The sequence below is a fragment of the Mycoplana sp. ABR4_002 genome (assembly GCF_056159645.1).
This window is the reverse complement of the sequence record NZ_JBSWVO010000003.1, coordinates 200,069-216,295: the sequence shown is the minus strand read 5'-3', so window position 1 is coordinate 216,295 and position 16,227 is coordinate 200,069. Positions and strand designations below refer to the sequence as shown.

Annotated in this window: 15 protein-coding genes; 10 read left to right on the top strand and 5 right to left on the bottom strand. The window is 61.0% G+C overall.

The features are described 5' to 3' along the window. Positions 1–11 precede the first annotated feature (11 nt). The 4 genes from ACXAGF_RS23350 (at position 12) to ACXAGF_RS23335 (ending at position 4,791) form a co-directional block, all read left to right on the top strand. Entirely contained in the window at positions 12–1,889 is a 1,878-nt protein-coding gene (locus tag ACXAGF_RS23350) for a branched-chain amino acid ABC transporter ATP-binding protein/permease (RefSeq protein ID WP_475019936.1), read from the top strand. A gap of 18 nt (positions 1,890–1,907) precedes the next feature. After that, positions 1,908–3,062, top strand: coding sequence for an ABC transporter substrate-binding protein (locus ACXAGF_RS23345; protein WP_475019935.1), 1,155 nt, complete (start codon positions 1,908–1,910; stop codon positions 3,060–3,062). Positions 3,063–3,147: 85 nt separating this feature from the next. After that, positions 3,148–3,882, top strand: coding sequence for an ABC transporter ATP-binding protein (locus tag ACXAGF_RS23340; protein WP_475019934.1), 735 nt, complete (start codon positions 3,148–3,150; stop codon positions 3,880–3,882). Positions 3,883–3,903: 21 nt separating this feature from the next. Continuing rightward, the gene (locus tag ACXAGF_RS23335) at positions 3,904–4,791 is read left to right on the top strand and encodes a branched-chain amino acid ABC transporter permease (protein ID WP_475019933.1); all 888 of its coding nucleotides are present in this window, start codon (positions 3,904–3,906) and stop codon (positions 4,789–4,791) included. A gap of 74 nt (positions 4,792–4,865) precedes the next feature. Here ACXAGF_RS23335 and ACXAGF_RS23330 read toward each other — a convergent pair whose 3' ends face one another. From ACXAGF_RS23330 to ACXAGF_RS23320, 3 genes are all read right to left on the bottom strand, one after another. Then, positions 4,866–5,462 carry a mobile mystery protein B gene (locus ACXAGF_RS23330; protein ID WP_475019932.1) on the bottom strand — a complete coding sequence of 199 codons (597 nt, stop codon included), beginning with the start codon at positions 5,460–5,462 and terminating at the stop codon, positions 4,866–4,868. Then, positions 5,459–5,920: a mobile mystery protein A gene (locus ACXAGF_RS23325; protein WP_475019931.1), complete on the bottom strand. Its 462-nt coding sequence runs from the start codon at positions 5,918–5,920 to the stop codon at positions 5,459–5,461. The genes ACXAGF_RS23330 and ACXAGF_RS23325 overlap by 4 nt, the downstream gene beginning before the upstream one ends. Positions 5,921–6,403: 483 nt before the next feature. Next, entirely contained in the window at positions 6,404–7,396 is a 993-nt protein-coding gene (locus tag ACXAGF_RS23320; protein ID WP_475019930.1) for a GlxA family transcriptional regulator, read from the bottom strand. Between the two features lie 70 nt (positions 7,397–7,466). Here ACXAGF_RS23320 and ACXAGF_RS23315 point away from each other — a divergent pair, with 70 nt between their 5' ends. The 6 genes from ACXAGF_RS23315 to ACXAGF_RS23290 all read left to right on the top strand — a co-directional run bounded on the left by ACXAGF_RS23315 (position 7,467) and on the right by ACXAGF_RS23290 (position 14,495). Next, complete coding sequence (locus ACXAGF_RS23315) at positions 7,467–8,774, top strand: aromatic ring-hydroxylating oxygenase subunit alpha (protein ID WP_475019929.1); 1,308 nt, start codon at positions 7,467–7,469, stop codon at positions 8,772–8,774. Then, positions 8,771–10,435, top strand: coding sequence for a choline dehydrogenase (locus ACXAGF_RS23310; protein WP_475020003.1), 1,665 nt, complete (start codon positions 8,771–8,773; stop codon positions 10,433–10,435). The genes ACXAGF_RS23315 and ACXAGF_RS23310 overlap by 4 nt, the downstream gene beginning before the upstream one ends. Positions 10,436–10,497: 62 nt before the next feature. Beyond that, entirely contained in the window at positions 10,498–11,211 is a 714-nt protein-coding gene (locus tag ACXAGF_RS23305) for a class II aldolase/adducin family protein (protein ID WP_475020002.1), read from the top strand. Between the two features lie 227 nt (positions 11,212–11,438). Continuing rightward, a complete protein-coding gene (locus ACXAGF_RS23300; RefSeq protein ID WP_475019928.1) occupies positions 11,439–12,671 on the top strand; it encodes an NAD(P)/FAD-dependent oxidoreductase in 1,233 nt (410 codons plus the stop codon). A 28-nt stretch (positions 12,672–12,699) separates the two neighbouring features. Continuing rightward, positions 12,700–13,500, top strand: coding sequence for an SDR family NAD(P)-dependent oxidoreductase (locus tag ACXAGF_RS23295; RefSeq protein WP_475019927.1), 801 nt, complete (start codon positions 12,700–12,702; stop codon positions 13,498–13,500). Positions 13,501–13,556: 56 nt separating this feature from the next. Further along, a complete protein-coding gene (locus tag ACXAGF_RS23290) occupies positions 13,557–14,495 on the top strand; it encodes a choline ABC transporter substrate-binding protein (protein WP_475019926.1) in 939 nt (312 codons plus the stop codon). Between the two features lie 136 nt (positions 14,496–14,631). Here the strand turns inward: ACXAGF_RS23290 and ACXAGF_RS23285 are convergent, their stop codons facing one another. Both ACXAGF_RS23285 and ACXAGF_RS23280 read right to left on the bottom strand, forming a co-directional pair. After that, positions 14,632–15,237: a general stress protein gene (locus ACXAGF_RS23285; protein ID WP_475019925.1), complete on the bottom strand. Its 606-nt coding sequence runs from the start codon at positions 15,235–15,237 to the stop codon at positions 14,632–14,634. Between the two features lie 17 nt (positions 15,238–15,254). Beyond that, a complete protein-coding gene (locus ACXAGF_RS23280) occupies positions 15,255–15,575 on the bottom strand; it encodes a PepSY domain-containing protein (RefSeq protein WP_475019924.1) in 321 nt (106 codons plus the stop codon). Between the last annotated feature and the right edge of the window lie 652 nt (positions 15,576–16,227).

Below are 16,227 nucleotides of genomic sequence, written 5' to 3'. Positions count from 1 at the left end.
GGATGGGGAGAATGCTGATGGTGCGCATAAGGCGTGGAACCGTCGTCGGGATCATTGCGACGGTGCTTCCCCTGTTAATCGCAGCCCTCGTGGCAGAAGGCTTTTTTCCAGGGGCTGGGCAACGGCTGGTAACACTCTTTCTGATCAATGTGATCGCGGTCATCGGCATCGGTGTCTACAGCGGCAATTCCGGCATCATTTCTTTCGGCAATGTCGGCTTCATGGCTATTGGCGCTTACGCATCCGGTCTTCTGACCATCAATCCGATGGTGCAGAAGACGGCGTTGCCGCACTTGCCGGAATGGCTCATTGGGTGGGGCATGCACTTCCTTCCCGCGATGCTCGTCGCCCTCGTCGTTGTCGCCCTCGTTGCCGTGGCGATCGGCATTCCGGTTGCCCGCCTCGGCGGTTCCTCGGCGTCGATATGTACGCTCGGCTTTCTTGTAATCGTGCACGTGGTGCTTGTCGCATCCAGTGATTTCACGCGTGGCAGTCAGACCTTCTTCGGCATTCCGCGCGCCGTAAACCTCTGGGTCGCTTTACCTTTTGCCATCATCGCCGTGGCGATCGCCCGCATCTACCGCGACAGTGCCGCCGGCATGAAGCTTCGTGCCTCCCGAGAGGACGAGATTGCATCGACAGCGGTTGGCGTCGATGTGCGCTTTCATCGTTTCCTTGCATGGGTTTTGGGCGCGATCATCTCCGGCGCGGCCGGCGTGCTGTTTGCACACTTCATCGGCGCTTTCTCGCCGAAAGACTTCTATTTCAATCTAACCTTCATACTGCTCGCCATGCTGATTCTCGGCGGCATCACTACGGTTTCCGGAGCGGTCGGCGGTGCGGCGGTAATTATGGTGATTGTCGAGCTTCTGCGGAAGCTCGAAGGCGGCGTCGATCTCGGCCTGTTTTCCCTACCGACGGTCTTTGGCCTGACGGATATCGGTATCGGTCTTGCGATTCTCCTCGTCATGTACCGACTTCAGGACGGACTTCTGGGCGTGCGTGAATTTGATGAGCAGGTCTCTATCCTGAAGCGCCTTTCGACCGGTGCCGCAAAGCCTGTTGGGGAGCTGCCCACGCAGAAGACGCCTGCAGCCATCGGCACACTGCGCGTCGAGAATGTCGGGAAACGTTTCTCCGGTCTGGTTGCGCTGGAGAACGCCAATTTTGAAATCCGTCCCGGCCTCGTTACCGGGCTGATCGGCCCGAATGGTGCAGGCAAGTCGACCCTGATCAACAGTGTCTCGGGCGTTGTGCCGCCTTCGACCGGCCGGGTGTTGATCGAGGGAACGGACGTCGCCTCGATGCCCGCCCACCGGGTACCGGTCGCGGGCCTTGCCCGTACCTTCCAAAACATTCGCCTTTTCAAGAACCTCACCGTACTTGAAAACGTCACAGTTGCCGCCAGCGCTATCGCAAGCGCGCAGGATCCTGTCGGCCTTGCGCACGAGGCGCTGGCAGAGGTCGGCCTCGGAGATGTTGCGGATCAACTTGCCGGCACGCTTTCCTATGGTGCGCAGCGTCGTCTTGAAATTGCGCGCGCCCTGGCCCTGAAACCCCGCTATCTGCTGCTCGACGAGCCGGCCGCCGGCATGAACCCGGCCGAAACGCAGGAACTGATGACGGTTTTGGATCGCATCCGCCAGAAGCACCGTCTCGGGCTTCTCGTGGTCGAGCATGACCTGAAGCTCATTATGCGGCTCTGCGACATCGTCGTGGTGCTCAACAAGGGGCAGCAGATTGCCATCGGCACGCCGGCGGAAATCCAGAACAATACGGCCGTCATCGAAGCCTATATCGGCCGTCGGCATAGGTCCGAAACGCGCGCGCAGCCTGTCATGGATGCCTTGCCCACTGTCGATCCGAGCGCCGTCGGCAAACCCGCATAACCACCAGAGGAGCACATAATGAAGACGTCATTGAAGGTTTTTCTCCTGTCCACCGCGCTTGGTGCGCTCACTTTTCCCGCGCTCGCCGAGGACCTTGTCGTCGGTCTTGCGACCGCACAGACCGGCGGTCTGGCCCCCTATGACCAACCCTCGCTGAAGGGGCTGGAAATGGCCGTTGACGAAATCAACGCGGCCGGCGGCATTGCAGGCAAGTTCCCGATAAAGCTCATTGCCAAGGATACCCGATCGGATGCCGCGCAGACCGCGCTCGTGGCGCAGGAGCTGGTCGATGAAGGCATCAAGATCCTCGTCACGCCTTGCGACGCCGATCCGTCAATCGCTGCCGGCCAGATCACGCAGGCGGCGCAGATTCCGACTTTCTCCTTCTGCGCGACGACCCCGACCATGCCGCTCGCCGTCGGCGACTACATGTTTGGCAATTACCCGGCTGACAACGTGCAAGCCGCGGTGCTGGCGAACTACGCCAAGGAAAAGGGTTTCAATACGGCCTATGTGCTGAAGTCGCCGGATACGGCCTATACGCTGAAGCTGCCGGAATATTTCGCCACCAGCTTCAAGGGCAAGGGCGGCGAGGTGATCGGCGAGGGTACCTACAGTATGGGACAGCAGGACTTCAGCGCCGAAGTAACCAAGATCAAGGCGCTTAACCCGGCGCCCGACGTTATCATGACGGCCGCCTACGAGCCTGACTTCCCGGCATTTATCCGGCAGCTTCGCGGTGCGGGCATTACCACGCCGATCCTCGGGAGCGACGGCATCGATTCCCCGACGACCTTCGGGCTTGGCCAGATTGTCGATGGCGTTGTTTTTACGACGGCCGGCTTTGCGACGGAAGGCAGTTCACTTGCCGCCTTCAACGAAAAGTACAAGGCCAAGTTCGGCCAGGATCCGGATACCGTCTACATCGCCAACGGCTACGATCTTGGAAAAGTTATCGAGGCGGCCGTCACCAAGGCGGACAGCGTTGAACCGACCGCGATCCGCGAAGCCATCACCTCGTTGGAGAATGTCGAAGGGGTAACCGGGAAGATCACCTACGCCGGCACGCAGGGTATGCCGCTGCGGTCCGTTTCGCTTGTGCGCATCGAGGGCGGCAATCGCTCGCTCGTCCACCAAGGTGTTCCGGCTGCCGAGGACGTTCCGGCGCCCTGATGTTCAATCAACACCCTCCGGCATTGCCGGAGGGGTCCCCATGCTGTTTGGCCGAGGCCCTTGTGTCGCGGCGAGGATTTGCCCGATGACGCGTGACAATCCAGACCAAAATCCCCTGCTCGAAGTCACCGGCTTGAAGGTCGCCTATGGGCCAGTCGAGGCACTGAAGAGTGTCGACCTTATGGTTCGCAAGGGCGAGATTGTCACCCTGCTCGGTGCCAACGGTGCGGGTAAGAGTTCCACGCTCAATTCGCTGGTCGGCCTTGTCGTCAAGCGGGCAGGCCGGGTTACCTTCGCGGGCAAGGACATTTCCGCCCTTCCGCCGGAAATGATCGTGCGCATGGGCATGACATTGACCCCTGAAGGGCGCCGCATCTTCCCGACACTGACCGTCGATGAACATCTTCTCCTTGGGGGCGCCATGCACAAGGGGCGGGGCAAGATCGACGATGTGCGCGAGGATATGCTAGCGCGCTTCCCGATCCTGAAAGAACGACTGCACCAGAAGGCGGGCTCGCTTTCCGGCGGTGAGCAGCAGATGTTGGCGATCGCTCGTTCCATGATGTCGTCGCCCGATCTTCTGTTGCTCGACGAGCCCTCGCTCGGCCTGGCGCCGCAGATCGTCGATCAGATATTCGAGCTGATCGCCGGCCTGCGTGACCGTGGCCTGACCATCCTGCTTGTCGAGCAGAACGTTTCGCTTTCGCTGGAAATTGCCGACGCCGGATATGTCATGGCGAACGGGAGCGTCGTCTTGTCAGGTACTGCCGCCGAACTGCGTAACTCCACCGAAATCCAAGGCGCCTATTTGGGCGCGTGACCGCAAGAAGGAAAACCATTGATGGACATGTTCCTCCAGCAACTGGTCAACGCGCTTAGCCTTGGCGGTACCTACGCCCTGCTCGCACTCGGCCTCGCTGTCGTCTTCTCGATCATGGGGCTAATCAATTTTGCCCATGGCGAGTTGATGACTGCGGCCGGCTACGGTCTGTGCTTCGCACTTCTCTTTGGCCTGCCTTTCGGTCTCGCCGTTGTCGTCGCGCTGGGAGTGGCGATCGTTCTGGTGTTGCTGATGGAGCGCATCGCCTTCCGGCCCGTACGCGGGGCGAGCGGAACGACACTTCTGCTCACGAGCTTTGCCGTCAGCGCCATTCTACGTGTGCTCTTTCAGAACTTTATCTCGGCCCGCCCCAAGCCCGTTCCGATGCCGATGAGCCTGTCGGGCACGATCGAGATCGGTGGCCTGCATATCGGGGTCATCCAGGCGATTTCCATTCTGGTCACGGTACTCATGTTGGTCGGTCTCAACCTCTTTCTGCGCACTACCGTGCTCGGACGCGCCATGCGCGCCGCTTCTGAAGACTTTGCCATTGTGCGCCTGATGGGTATCCGCGCCAATGCGGTCGTTGCTACTGCCTTTGCCATTTCGGGACTGCTGGCGGGCGTCGCGGGAATTCTCTGGGTGGCTCAACGCGGCAGCGTCGATCCGCTCATGGGATTTCTGCCGGTGCTCAAGGCATTTATCGCGGCGATTATCGGGGGGCTCGGCAGCCTGTCCGGTGCCGTTGCCGGTGGCTTTCTTCTCGGGTTCATCGAGGTCTTCCTGCAGGCCTATCTGCCCGACAGTCTGCTGAGTTACCGGGATGCCTTCACCATCTTGCTGGTCATCGCAGTCTTGCTTTTTGCGCCGCAGGGTCTGCTTGCCCGCAAGACAATCGTAAAACTCTGACCTGAGCCAGAAAATGCAAGCCGTGTTGTTGGCTTAGATCGCTTCACCATCGATGCGCACAGACGTGGAGCCTATCAGGTGCGCGCGAATTTTAGCAGCGGCGTTATATTATGGTTGTCTGCCGCGCGTAGGGCTCTGACATAGCAGCTGCGCAGTTCGCCAACATTGGCCAGAGTTCCTCCGCCCCAACTGAAGCGTTCGCCTCCAAGGCGTTCAATCAGAAGATCGGCCGCCAATCGGGCGTGGCGACCATTTCCATTCGGAAACGGATGAATGGCGACAAGGCGATGGTGAAATCTGATCGCAATTTCATCCGGCGGAAATGTCTGGTGTTTGATCCAGTACCGGATGTCGTTCAACAGGTTCGCGAACTCCACACCGATGCGGTAAGCCTGAATTCCTATATTGCGCTCCGTCGTCCGGAATGTGCCGGCCCATGCCCAGACGTCTCCGAACATCCGCTTGTGCAGTGTGCGCATGAAATCTTCGGCAAGCATTTGCTCAAGCGATACGCGCCGACGACCGCGAGCCCACGCGGAACCCTCGACGATGTTTTCTCGCTCCGCCTCGTTAAGGTCACGGCGATGGGTAATCCAAGTCTGCAGCAGTCCCTCTCGCTCGCGCGGTTCAAGGGGGGGTGCGTCTTCAGGCTCCTGAAATAGGTCTGTCATGTCTCGTTCCAGAGGTCGCGCTCGGAAAGCCTGTCGTGGATGTAAGCCTGAACGCGGGATTCGAAGTCCGCGTCATCCGTACCCTGCGCTTCGAGCCGCATCGTGTGTGCAACGCGCCGAAGCTCCCGCGTCGCGATTTTTCGTGCGCGTGTCTCTATGGCTGCCTCGAGTGAACTGTTGGGAACAAGTGCGTAGACGAGAGTACAATCCAGGGCCTCAGCTGCGCGACGCAAGGTGTTAAGCTGGATCGTGCCTGCGGCTTCCGACTTCTCGATGGCCTCAACGGTTTGCGGCCGCACGCCAATGCGCGCGCCAAGCTGCGCACCCGTCATCCCGAGTGCGTCGCGTAGCGCACGTACCCATCCCTTCGGCGGTGCCTTGAACCGGTCAATTGGTTGGAGCGCCAGAAGTCTTTCATCGAGCCGTAGGCGCCCCATCTTACGACGGTCGTTCTTCATCTATTAATCTCAGTCTGTAGGCTGATCATAAATGACTTATATCAGTATACAGACTGATTAACAATGCCTTGGACTCAAGTTGAACTCTGATAAATGGCGTCATAAACTCAGTTTATAACCTGCGATCAAATCATGATGCTGTCTGGTCTTTATCTTGCATGGAGACCTCAAGGAGCCCAGGCGGAGACCGCTCCGCCGCGATAGGCAGCCGCACCGGCATCAGTCTGCGCGTGACGGCCCTTGCCATCTTGGGGACATCGCCGTTCCCAGAGCCAATCTCTCTCTCTCTCCTCGCCGCGGGCAAAGCGCCGGCTGAGTCAACGCGGTTTGAATGATCGTCCTTGATACGTATGTCGTCTCGGAAGCGATGAAGCCGGCCTTGATGCTCTGCTCGAACTATTCGACGATCGCCTATCGGTCATACGTATGACAGTTTTTCCAAGTGATAGGCCTGTCTCCGCGGCTTTTACGAATGAGAGCTCTTCATCGCATTTGTCGGAAGACGCTGCTATCGACGGATTGGCGCCGGTCGCGGCTTGGGGAGACGTTGAAGGCTTTCCGATAGGTGCGGGAGAACACTTCGAGAGACGAGAAGCCGCAAGCGACTGCGATCTGGGTAATTGTCAGGTCCGTTAGCTGAACCAGCTGGTGCGCGCGCTCCATCCGCAGCATTTGATAGATTTGCGCCATACCCGCGCCAAACTGCTGTTGGAACAGGCGCTGAAGGTGCCGCTCGGAAACGCCGACCATTTCGGCGATTTTCGAGCAGGTCTTGGGCTCATCGATCGTCGAGGCCATAATCTGTCGGGCGCGAGTCGCGGGGTCGCGCGTTACCGCACCCTTTTCCGTGGCGTCAATCGTGCGCTGGCGATCGTTGCCCTGTCGCTTTTGCAGCAGCAGGTGCTGGGAGACCTCGTTTGCCAGTTCTTCACCAGCCGTACGGGCGATGAGCGCGGTCACCATGTCAAGCGTGGCGCTTGCTCCGGCCGAGACGGGCCGCCGGCCCAAGAGGCTGTAGAGCGTGTCGGTCACGTTCACGCCGGGATAGCGCTCGCGCACGCCCTCAATATTGTACCAGTGGACGGGCGCAGTGTGGCCCTCCATCATTCCGGCCGCCGCCAGTATCTCGCTTCCGGTCTCGACAGCGCCGACCTCTGCGCCCGCCCGCTCGGCCCAGCGCAGCCATTTCAAAAGCCGGGTGTCCGTCGCGGCCTGGCGGGCGTCGAAGCTTGCCAACACCAGCACCACGTCGAAGCGCTCCGAAGTCCCGAGCGGATAATCAACCGGGGTCTGGATGCCGCTGCTCGCCGTTACGGCGAGCCCGTCGGTCGACAGCGTGTTCCAGCAGAACAGCTTTCGTCGGGCAATCCAGTTGGCGATGAACAGCGGCTCAATCGCCATCGCCATTGCCAGGTGGGAAAAACCGGGGGCGAGAACGAGCCCGAAGCGATGCGATTTCGGATCTTCTAGGGTCATGAGAGGCCTTTGATGATTTCGGACTTCCGATGGCGGATTCCGTCTGATTAGGAAAGCCTCGCACCCCAACGTGGGAGGCGATCTCCTAACAAGCTACGATCATTATTATTTTTCCGAAATTTCTGGAAAAGGCAATCTGCTAGAGATGGCGGATATCGTCAAGTGTCGGCTGATGCCCTGCCGTAGCATCTTCCTGTCGTCGGTTCCTTCCACGGGCCCCATCGTTTCGCAGGAGATAGACATGACCATCGCGCATTTGACTTGGGACTATAGCGATCCGCGGACGGGCACATCGATGCCGGCGCCGTTCTTCTTCGATCAGAGCGTGTTCGAGGAAGAGAAGGCGAAGATTTTCATGAATTGTTGGCACGTCGTCGGCCATGTCAACGAATTCGCAAAGCCCGGCGATTTCGTTGTTCAAGAAATTTTCGAGCAGAGCATCATTGTGATGGCCGACCGAGATGGGCAGATCAATGCCTTCCACAATGCCTGTCGCCATCGCGGCAACCGCCTTATCGAGGAGCGCCGCGGCAACAAGATGGGTGTGATACGCTGCATGTACCATTCCTGGTGCTACAATCAGGATGGTAGTATGCGCGCTGCGCCGCGTACCGAAAACCTCGCCGATTTCGACAAGAAGGACTGGGGTCTCAAACCAGTCCGGATGGAGATCTACGCCAGTTTCGTCTTCATCACGCTCGATGAGAATGCCGCGCCGGTTTCCGAGATCGCCAGGGGCGCAGAAGAGGAAATGCGGCGGTTTCTGCCTGATCTCGACAATCTCGTGCTCGCCTCCGAATCGGACGTCATCGTTGAGGCAAACTGGAAGGTCATCCAGGAGAACTCGATCGAGGGCTACCATTTCGATCTATCCGGCCCAGTCCACAAGGACCTTGCCGCGCTGATTGATTTCAAGGGTTATACGCTGACGCCCTACGGCGACTGGTGGACATATATTGGCCCCCCGAACACGGGCGCAAAGGAAGCCTACGGCGTGCCACTGGAGGGCTCGATCTGGCAGACGGACTGGTTCTTCAACGTCGGCATATTTCCGAACACGACCTTCTACACCTTCCCCTATACTGACATGGTCGGGGCTTTCATCATGATCCCGCTCGGCCCGGAAAAGTCGCTGCTGCGCTTCAGCTACTACACGCCAAAGGATCGCGAGATGCCGCCGGTGACCAGGGCGGCGATCGAATGGATGAATACCCAGCTCGGCCCCGAGGATATCGAGCTGAACGTCACCAACCAGAAGGGCCTGCATTCGTTGGGTTTTGGCGCGGGCAGGTATCTCATAGATCCTGCACGCCCGAACCAGAGCGAGAACCTCGTCCACCATTTCCATACACTTTGCTACAAGGCGATCCGGGAATGACGGGCCGCGCGGGCATGTCCTGGGATTATGTGATAGCCGGCGCCGGGTCGGCGGGCTGTGTGCTGGCGGCGCGATTGTCGGAGGATCCGGACTGTCGCGTCCTGCTGCTGGAGGCTGGTCCCGAGGACCGCTCCATCTGGCTGAAAATGCCGGCGGGCATGTCGCGCGTGGTCTGGGCAGACCGCTATAGCTGGGCGTTTACCTCGGCGCCCGAGCCGCATCTGGAAAACCGGCAGCTCGGCCATCCCCGCGGCAAGGTTTTGGGCGGTTCCTCTTCGATCAACGGGATGGTCTGGCTGCGCGGCCATCCCCGCGATTTCGACGGCTGGGCGCAGTGCGGCGCGCGCGGCTGGAGCTATGAGGAGGTGCTGCCCTATTTCTGTCGGTCGGAGGCCGCCCCGGTCGCGGACGATGTCCTGCGCGGCAGGGACGGCCCGATCCGGGTGACGCGCGGCGATCTCGAAACTTCGCAACTAGCCCGTGCCTTCGTCGAGGCCGGCGTCGAGGCCGGCTATCCGAGGACGCCAGATTTCAACGGCAGCCAGCAGGAAGGTTTCGGCGCCGTCGAACGCAGCACTTTTCGCGGCCGGCGCTGGAGCGCCGCGCACGCCTATCTCACCCCGGCGCGCCAGCGATCCAACCTGAGCGTGATCACCGGTGCGCATGTGCTGGGCGTCGCGCTGGAAGGTTGGCGGGCGACGGGGCTTCGTTATGCCAGGGACGGGCGCGAACATCTCGCCGTGGCAGGCGAAGTGATCCTCTGCGGCGGCGCCATCGGCTCGCCTCATATTCTGCAGCTCTCGGGTGTCGGATCGCAAAAGCATCTGGAGGCCGCGGGTATCGAGGTGCACCATGAGCTGCCGGGCGTCGGCGAAAACCTGAACGATCACCCGGATCTGGTGATCCAGCACGCCTGCAAACAGCCCGTCTCGCTCTATCCGGTGACGCTTGCGCCGCGCAGCTGGCTCGCCGGGGTCGAGTGGATGCTGAAGGGCTCCGGCCCGGCGGCAACCAACCATTTCGAGGCCGGCGGCTTCATTACCAGCCGCCCGGAGCTTGAGCACCCGGATATCCAGTTCACCTTCATGCCGCTCGCCGTCGTTCCCGGCGGGGTCGATGTGCGAGCCGAGCATGCCTTTCAGGTCCATATCGACCTGATGCGGCCGCGCAGCCGCGGCCATGTGCGCGCGATGAGCCGCGATCCCTTTCAGGCGCCGGAAATCCTGTTCAACTATCTCGACGATCTGCAGGATCTCGCTGACCTGCGCGCCGGCGTTCACCTGCTACGCGATGTGCTGTCTCAGCCGGCACTTGGGCCCTTTGCCGGCGCCGAACTGTTTCCCGGGCCGGCCGTGCGAACGGACGAGGACATCGACCGCTGGATCCGCCAGACACTGGAGACTTGCTACCACCCCGTCGGCACCTGCCGGATGGGCGCCGCTGACGACCCCGGCGCCGTCGTTGATCCCGAATGCCGGGTGCGCGGGCTCGAAGGTCTGCGTGTCGTCGATGCGTCAATCATGCCGGCCATTGTCAGCGCCAATACCAATGCCTCGACGATCATGATCGCCGAAAAGGCCTCAGACATCATTCGTGGCCGGACGCCGCTGCGTGCCGCCCAGACCATCAACGACCTGCACGCAGGGAGGACCAGCGCGTGAATTTTATCAAGACCTTGTCGACTGCCGCCCCGCACACGCTGCCGGATAGGGATACACTCGAGATGATGCGGCAGGATCTGGCTGCCTCATTCCGCTGGTTCGCGCGGCTGGGGATGCATGAATCCGTGGCCAATCATTTCAGCCTCGCGGTGGAACCGAGCGGGCGCTACTTCCTGATGAACCCTCGCGGCCGGCATTTTTCTCGGATACGGGCGTCCGACCTCATCCTGCTCGACCCCGAGGACGCCGCCACGATGGATCAGCCCGACGCGCCCGATCCCACCGCCTGGCATATTCACGGCCGCGTCCATGCGCGCTGTCCGCAGGCGCGCTGCGTCATGCACCTGCATCCGCGCCATGCGACGGCGCTGGCATCGCTGCAGGACAGCCGCATGCCGCCGATCGACCAGAATACCATGCGCTTCTTCGGTCGGCTCGCAATCGACGAAGGCTTTGGCGGAATGGGGCTTTCCGACGACGAGGGCGACCGCCTGGCGAGCCTCCTCGGCAACAACAACGTGCTGCTCATGGGCAATCACGGCGTGCTGGTCGCGGCTGATACCGTCGCTGCTGCGCTGGACGAGATGTACTATTTCGAGCGTGCCTGCGAGACGGTGATGATCGCCTATGCCTCGGGCCGGCCTCTGCGCGTCGTTTCGGACGACGTCGCCGCTGTCACGCAGCAGCAATGGGCGCAATATGGTCAGTTGGCGATCGATCATCTCGCCGAGGTGAGGGCCATCCTCGACGTCGAAGAGCCGGACTATCGCAACTGAGCGCCAAATCGAGTCGCAGCAAGGGACGTACGGTGATCATTTTTCAGTCTGTCTTGCTTTCCCGTTACATCTCCAATTGGCGGAAGGAGAAGGGTTTCGGCCGGAACGATGATGAGTGCAGTGGGGGCAAAAAGGACCGGCCCCCCGGCGGGGCGGGAGGCGAACAACAAGCGTCTTCTTCTGAAGCATCGAGCCGCCAGTGAGGTTTGAGACACGAGGCCTTTTACATGAAAGAAGTCGTCGGCGCCGGCCAAGCCGGTTTTGCCGCCGCCGCCAAGCTGCGTGCACTCAAGGATGACCGTTCGATCACGGTCATCGGGTCGGAAGCGGTGCTGCCCTATCAACGGCCGCCGCTGTCAAAGAAGTACTTGCTTGGCGACATGAGCTTCGACAGGCTGCTTTTCCGCCCCGAGCAATGGTACGCCGACAACAAGGTCGACATCCGCCTTTCCACCTCGGCGGAGGAGATCAGACGCGCGGAAAAGCAGGTCGTGCTGCATGATGGTACGGTTCTCGACTATGGGAGCCTGCTGCTGGCGACCGGATCGACGCCCCGCCAATTGCCCGCGTCGATCGGCGGCGGGCTCGGCGGTGTCCATGTCATACGCGACAAGCGCGACGCCGATCTCCTGGCGGGGGCGATGCTGCCGGGACGCCGGGTGCTGATTGTCGGCGGCGGCTATATCGGGCTCGAGGCCGCAGCGGTCGCGCGCCATCGCGGGCTCGACGTGACCGTGATTGAAATGGCCGAGCGTATCCTGCAGCGGACAGCCGCGCCGGAAACCGCCGACATCATTCGTGCCGTCCACGAGGCGCACGGCGTGACAATCCGGGAACGTACCGGCCTAGACCATCTCATTGATGAGGACGGGCATGTTCGCGCTGCGAGGCTCTCCGACGGAACGGTGATTGACACCGATTGCGTCATCGTCGGCATCGGCGTGGCTCCGAACGCACGTCTTGCCGACCTTGCCGGCCTCGATGTGAAAAACGGCATTGTCGTTGACGAATTCGGCCGGACGTCCGATCCCACCATCTTCGCCGCAGGCGATTGCGCCTCACTGCCCTGGGATGACCGGCGTGTGCGCTTTGAATCGGTCCAGAATGCCGTGGACCAGGCGGAGGCGGTTGCGGCGGTCATCGCCGGGGCAGGTGCGCCCTACCGACCGAAACCGTGGTTCTGGTCTGATCAGTATGACGTCAAACTGCAGATCGCCGGCTTCAATCTCGGCTACGACGGGACGCTGCTGCGACCTGGCAGCCGCGAGGGGAGCTGTTCTCTCTGGTATTTCCGGCAAGACGCGTTCGTCTCAGTCGACGCGGTCAATGACGCTACCGCCTATCAGGTTGGCCGGAAGATGCTCGAACTGGGGGTCCATCCCGACCGAGCCATTCTTGCCGACCCGTCCGCCGATTTGAAGCAGATGTTGCCCGTGAACAGCTTCGGGAAGGGGCGATGATTGTGCCGAACTACAGAAAGGAGAGGGCATGACCGAAAAGCTCAAGGGCCGAAGCGCGGTCGTCACCGGCGGCCTGACCGGCCAGGGACTTGCGATCGCAGAGGCGCTCGCCGCACAGGGCGCGAATGTCGCCGTGGGCTCCCGCGCAGCCGGCGTCCAGCGTGGCGACCTGATCGCGGAGGTTCGGGAACGATTGTCCGGTTTCGGCACTGCCGTCCATATCGGCCCTCTCGACGTCTGCGATACCGAGGAGGTCCGGAAGTTCGCGGCGGCTGCGGAAGCCGCCTGCGGCCCGGCGGACATTCTGGTCAATTCTGCCGGCATGACCGCCGAGCAGCCGGTTTCCGGCCATTCCGACGAACTCTGGCTCAGGATCATCGACACCAATCTCAACGGTGCCTTCCGCATGACGCGGACTTACCTGCCAGGCATGATCGAGCGTCAGTGGGGCCGGATCATCAACATCGGGTCGACGGCGGCCAGCGTCGGTTGGAAGGACAACCCGGCTTATTGCGCATCGAAATCCGGCCTGCTGGGCCTGACCCGCTGCGTGGCGCTCGAGGGTGCTTCCTACGGAGTAACATGCGTGATGATCAGTCCGACCTGGGTCGAGACCGAGCTGATGCGCAACAATGTGCGCGAGCTGATCGAGCGAGAGGGCTACGGGCGAACGGTCGAGGAGGCGATGGCCGACATCGCTCACCAGAATCCGCAGCACCGGCTCATCCAGTCCCGAGAGGTCGCCGCACTCGCCGCATTCCTCTGCGGCGACGATGCCAAGGGCATTACCATGGAGAATATTCAGGTCACAGGCGGCGCACTTTGGTGAGCCGCCTTTTTGTCTCGCCGTGCATGCCATCTGAAACCAACACAGGGAACGTCACAATGTTGAAGCAAATGCTGGGGGTCATTTTCGGATTGACATTTTCGATGGGAACCGCCGTCAGCGCGGAACCGGAGAGCTGTCGGACGGTGCGCTTCTCCGATGTCGGATGGACCGACATCACTTCGACGACCGCCGTCGCGACCGCCGTCCTCGAAGCGCTGGGCTATAAGGCCGACAGTCAATTGCTCTCGATCCCGGTTACTTACACGAGCATGCAGAACAAGGATATCGACGTCTATCTCGGCGACTGGCAGCCCAGCATGGAGGCCGATCGCAAGCCTTTCCTCGACAGCGAGGCGATCGAGGTCTTCGGCCCGAACCTCACCGGCGCCAAATATACCTTCGCCGTGCCTCAGTATGTCGCCGATGCGGGCGTGAAGGATTTCGCCGACCTTCGGAAATTCGCCGACAAGTTCGGCCGCAAGATCTACGGCATCGAGCCGGGCAACAACGGCAACAGGATGATCCTCGACCTTATCGGCAAGGGTGATTTCGGGCTGAAAGACTGGGAACTGGTTGAGTCTTCAGAACAAGGCATGCTGAGCCAGGTCGAAAAGGCGATCGAGGCGAAGGAATGGATCGTCTTCCTCGGCTGGGCGCCTCACCCGATGAATACCCGCTACAACATCGACTACCTCTCGGGCGGGGATGCTTATTTCGGGCCGAACTATGGCGGCGCAGACGTCTATACCAACATCCGGGCAGGCTATGGTTCTGAATGCCCGAATGTCGCGAAACTCGTGACGAACCTTCGCTTCACGCTCGCCATGGAAAACGAGATCATGAACGGCATCCTCAATGAGGGTAAGGACCCGAAGGCCGCGGCTGTGCAATGGCTGAAGGCTCATCCCGACGCCGTGACACCATGGCTTGCGGGCGTGACGGCCTTAGACGGGACATCGGCGGCGGATGCGATGGACAGATTCTTCAAGTCGTAACCGGCTCCGGAAGAAGTCTCAGCAAACCATGATTGCAATTCTTGACAGCAATGCAGTCATTTTGCTGGCCGTCCGCCCCGGGCAGAGAGAATGAAACGGCCCCATTGGGGGCCGTATCAGTTATCAGACTGACATCTCAGCGGAGGCTCTGGAGGCGTATACGTTCCTTTTCGACCTCATCCACCGTGTAGGGGTCGAGCGTCTCATCGAAGCGTGTCCATCCCTGCTCGGCGTAGAGAGCGCGGCGCTGGACCGGATCAACCCAGCTGCCCCTACGCAAAATGGCCTCCGCATCCGCGTAGAGCGCATTTTCGACACGGGCGGTGACGACGGCGCCGCCGCGTCGTACACCTTCTGCATAGACATGGGCATGTTCTTCCGGCACGCCCGACTCCGTCATCGCACCGATGATCCCGCCAGCGGCACCACCAGCGACAGCTCCGGCCGCTGCGCCCGCTGCCGTGGCGGCAAGCCAACCGGCAGCGACCACCGGCCCGACGCCCGGAATGGCCATGACGCCGAGGCCGGTCAGGAGCCCGCCGACACCACCTACCGCAGCTCCGATACCAGCGCCCGTGCCCGCCCCTTCAGCGGCGTTGCTATCGTTTGTGCTCTCATACCGGTCACCAGCATTGTTGGAAACGATGCTGATATCGTCCGACGGCACGCCGCGCTCTTCAAGCGCGCTGACTGCTGCGCGGGCATCGGTATAGTCATCAAAAAGTCCGGTAACGGTTTTCATCAGGGTCTCCTTGGGAACTAGTTGGCAACGATGTTGCCCTGATAATCCAGAGCAACCGAGACGGATTTTCCGTCCTTCATCGCTGTTGCGCGCCAGACGCCGGTCTCGTCGAGCTTCAGCCCGGCCACTTCGCTGTAGCCCGCCTCGATCAAACGATCCTTGGCCTGCTCCTCCGTGAAGCTGTTGGAGCCAGCAACCGGAGCGGTGGGATTGGTCATGTCGGGCGTGATGACGGCAGGGGTGTCGCCATCCGTTGTGGCAGGAGGGCTTGCGGATTGCGCCAGCGCGCCAATGGTGGTTGCGCCGAGGAATACCCCGGCGAGGAGCAGTTCTTTCATGATGTGGTTCCTCGTTCAAAGCCAGTGAGGCTGTGTACCAAACTCGGTAGGTCGGATTTGGTTCCTGAATTCATTGCGGATTGCCAAGAGGCGGTCATAGCGCGAATACGAAGCACGCGGCGGGCTATTCGATCAGCCGGCATCGGCGTTGAGCGGTGTGGAAATGTCTGGGACAACGCCGCGTTTTCGCGACTATGGAGATCATCCCGTTCGGGCGGCTTGGCGTGTTTGATCAAATGAGACGCCACGCGCCGGCTGAGCCAATGAGGATTGAATGATCGTCCTGGACACGAATGTGGTCTCGGAAGCGATGAAGCCAGCCCCGAATTTGGCCGCGTACAATTGGCTAAATGACCAGGTAGCCGGAACCTTATATCTGTCCGGTGTGGCGCTTGCGAAGTTGCTGTTAGGCATCGCTACGCTACCGGAGGGGCGGCGCAAGAAGCGGAAACTGCCGACGACGACGAGCTCCTTGGTTACGACGGAAGGGAGCGGAAATGTCATCGCGCCGCCAAGGCCAACCGCAACCAGGTCCCGCGTGGGCTCGCCGCCGGATGACCGGAGCAGTCGAAGGCGACATCGACCCGGCCCTTGCCGGCCTTGTAGCGGTCGAAGCCGGTCGCATCCGGGCTGTTGAGGATGATCTCGTTGG

Coding starts and splice junctions, on each gene's coding strand:
- ACXAGF_RS23350 (WP_475019936.1), top strand. CDS start 12: ATGCTGATGGTGCGCATAAGGCGTGGAACCGTCGTCGGGATCATTGCG.
- ACXAGF_RS23345 (WP_475019935.1), top strand. CDS start 1,908: ATGAAGACGTCATTGAAGGTTTTTCTCCTGTCCACCGCGCTTGGTGCG.
- ACXAGF_RS23340 (WP_475019934.1), top strand. CDS start 3,148: ATGACGCGTGACAATCCAGACCAAAATCCCCTGCTCGAAGTCACCGGC.
- ACXAGF_RS23335 (WP_475019933.1), top strand. CDS start 3,904: ATGGACATGTTCCTCCAGCAACTGGTCAACGCGCTTAGCCTTGGCGGT.
- ACXAGF_RS23330 (WP_475019932.1), bottom strand. CDS start 5,462: ATGACAGACCTATTTCAGGAGCCTGAAGACGCACCCCCCCTTGAACCG.
- ACXAGF_RS23325 (WP_475019931.1), bottom strand. CDS start 5,920: ATGAAGAACGACCGTCGTAAGATGGGGCGCCTACGGCTCGATGAAAGA.
- ACXAGF_RS23320 (WP_475019930.1), bottom strand. CDS start 7,396: ATGACCCTAGAAGATCCGAAATCGCATCGCTTCGGGCTCGTTCTCGCC.
- ACXAGF_RS23310 (WP_475020003.1), top strand. CDS start 8,771: ATGACGGGCCGCGCGGGCATGTCCTGGGATTATGTGATAGCCGGCGCC.
- ACXAGF_RS23305 (WP_475020002.1), top strand. CDS start 10,498: ATGATGCGGCAGGATCTGGCTGCCTCATTCCGCTGGTTCGCGCGGCTG.
- ACXAGF_RS23300 (WP_475019928.1), top strand. CDS start 11,439: ATGAAAGAAGTCGTCGGCGCCGGCCAAGCCGGTTTTGCCGCCGCCGCC.
- ACXAGF_RS23295 (WP_475019927.1), top strand. CDS start 12,700: ATGACCGAAAAGCTCAAGGGCCGAAGCGCGGTCGTCACCGGCGGCCTG.
- ACXAGF_RS23290 (WP_475019926.1), top strand. CDS start 13,557: ATGTTGAAGCAAATGCTGGGGGTCATTTTCGGATTGACATTTTCGATG.
- ACXAGF_RS23285 (WP_475019925.1), bottom strand. CDS start 15,237: ATGAAAACCGTTACCGGACTTTTTGATGACTATACCGATGCCCGCGCA.
- ACXAGF_RS23280 (WP_475019924.1), bottom strand. CDS start 15,575: ATGAAAGAACTGCTCCTCGCCGGGGTATTCCTCGGCGCAACCACCATT.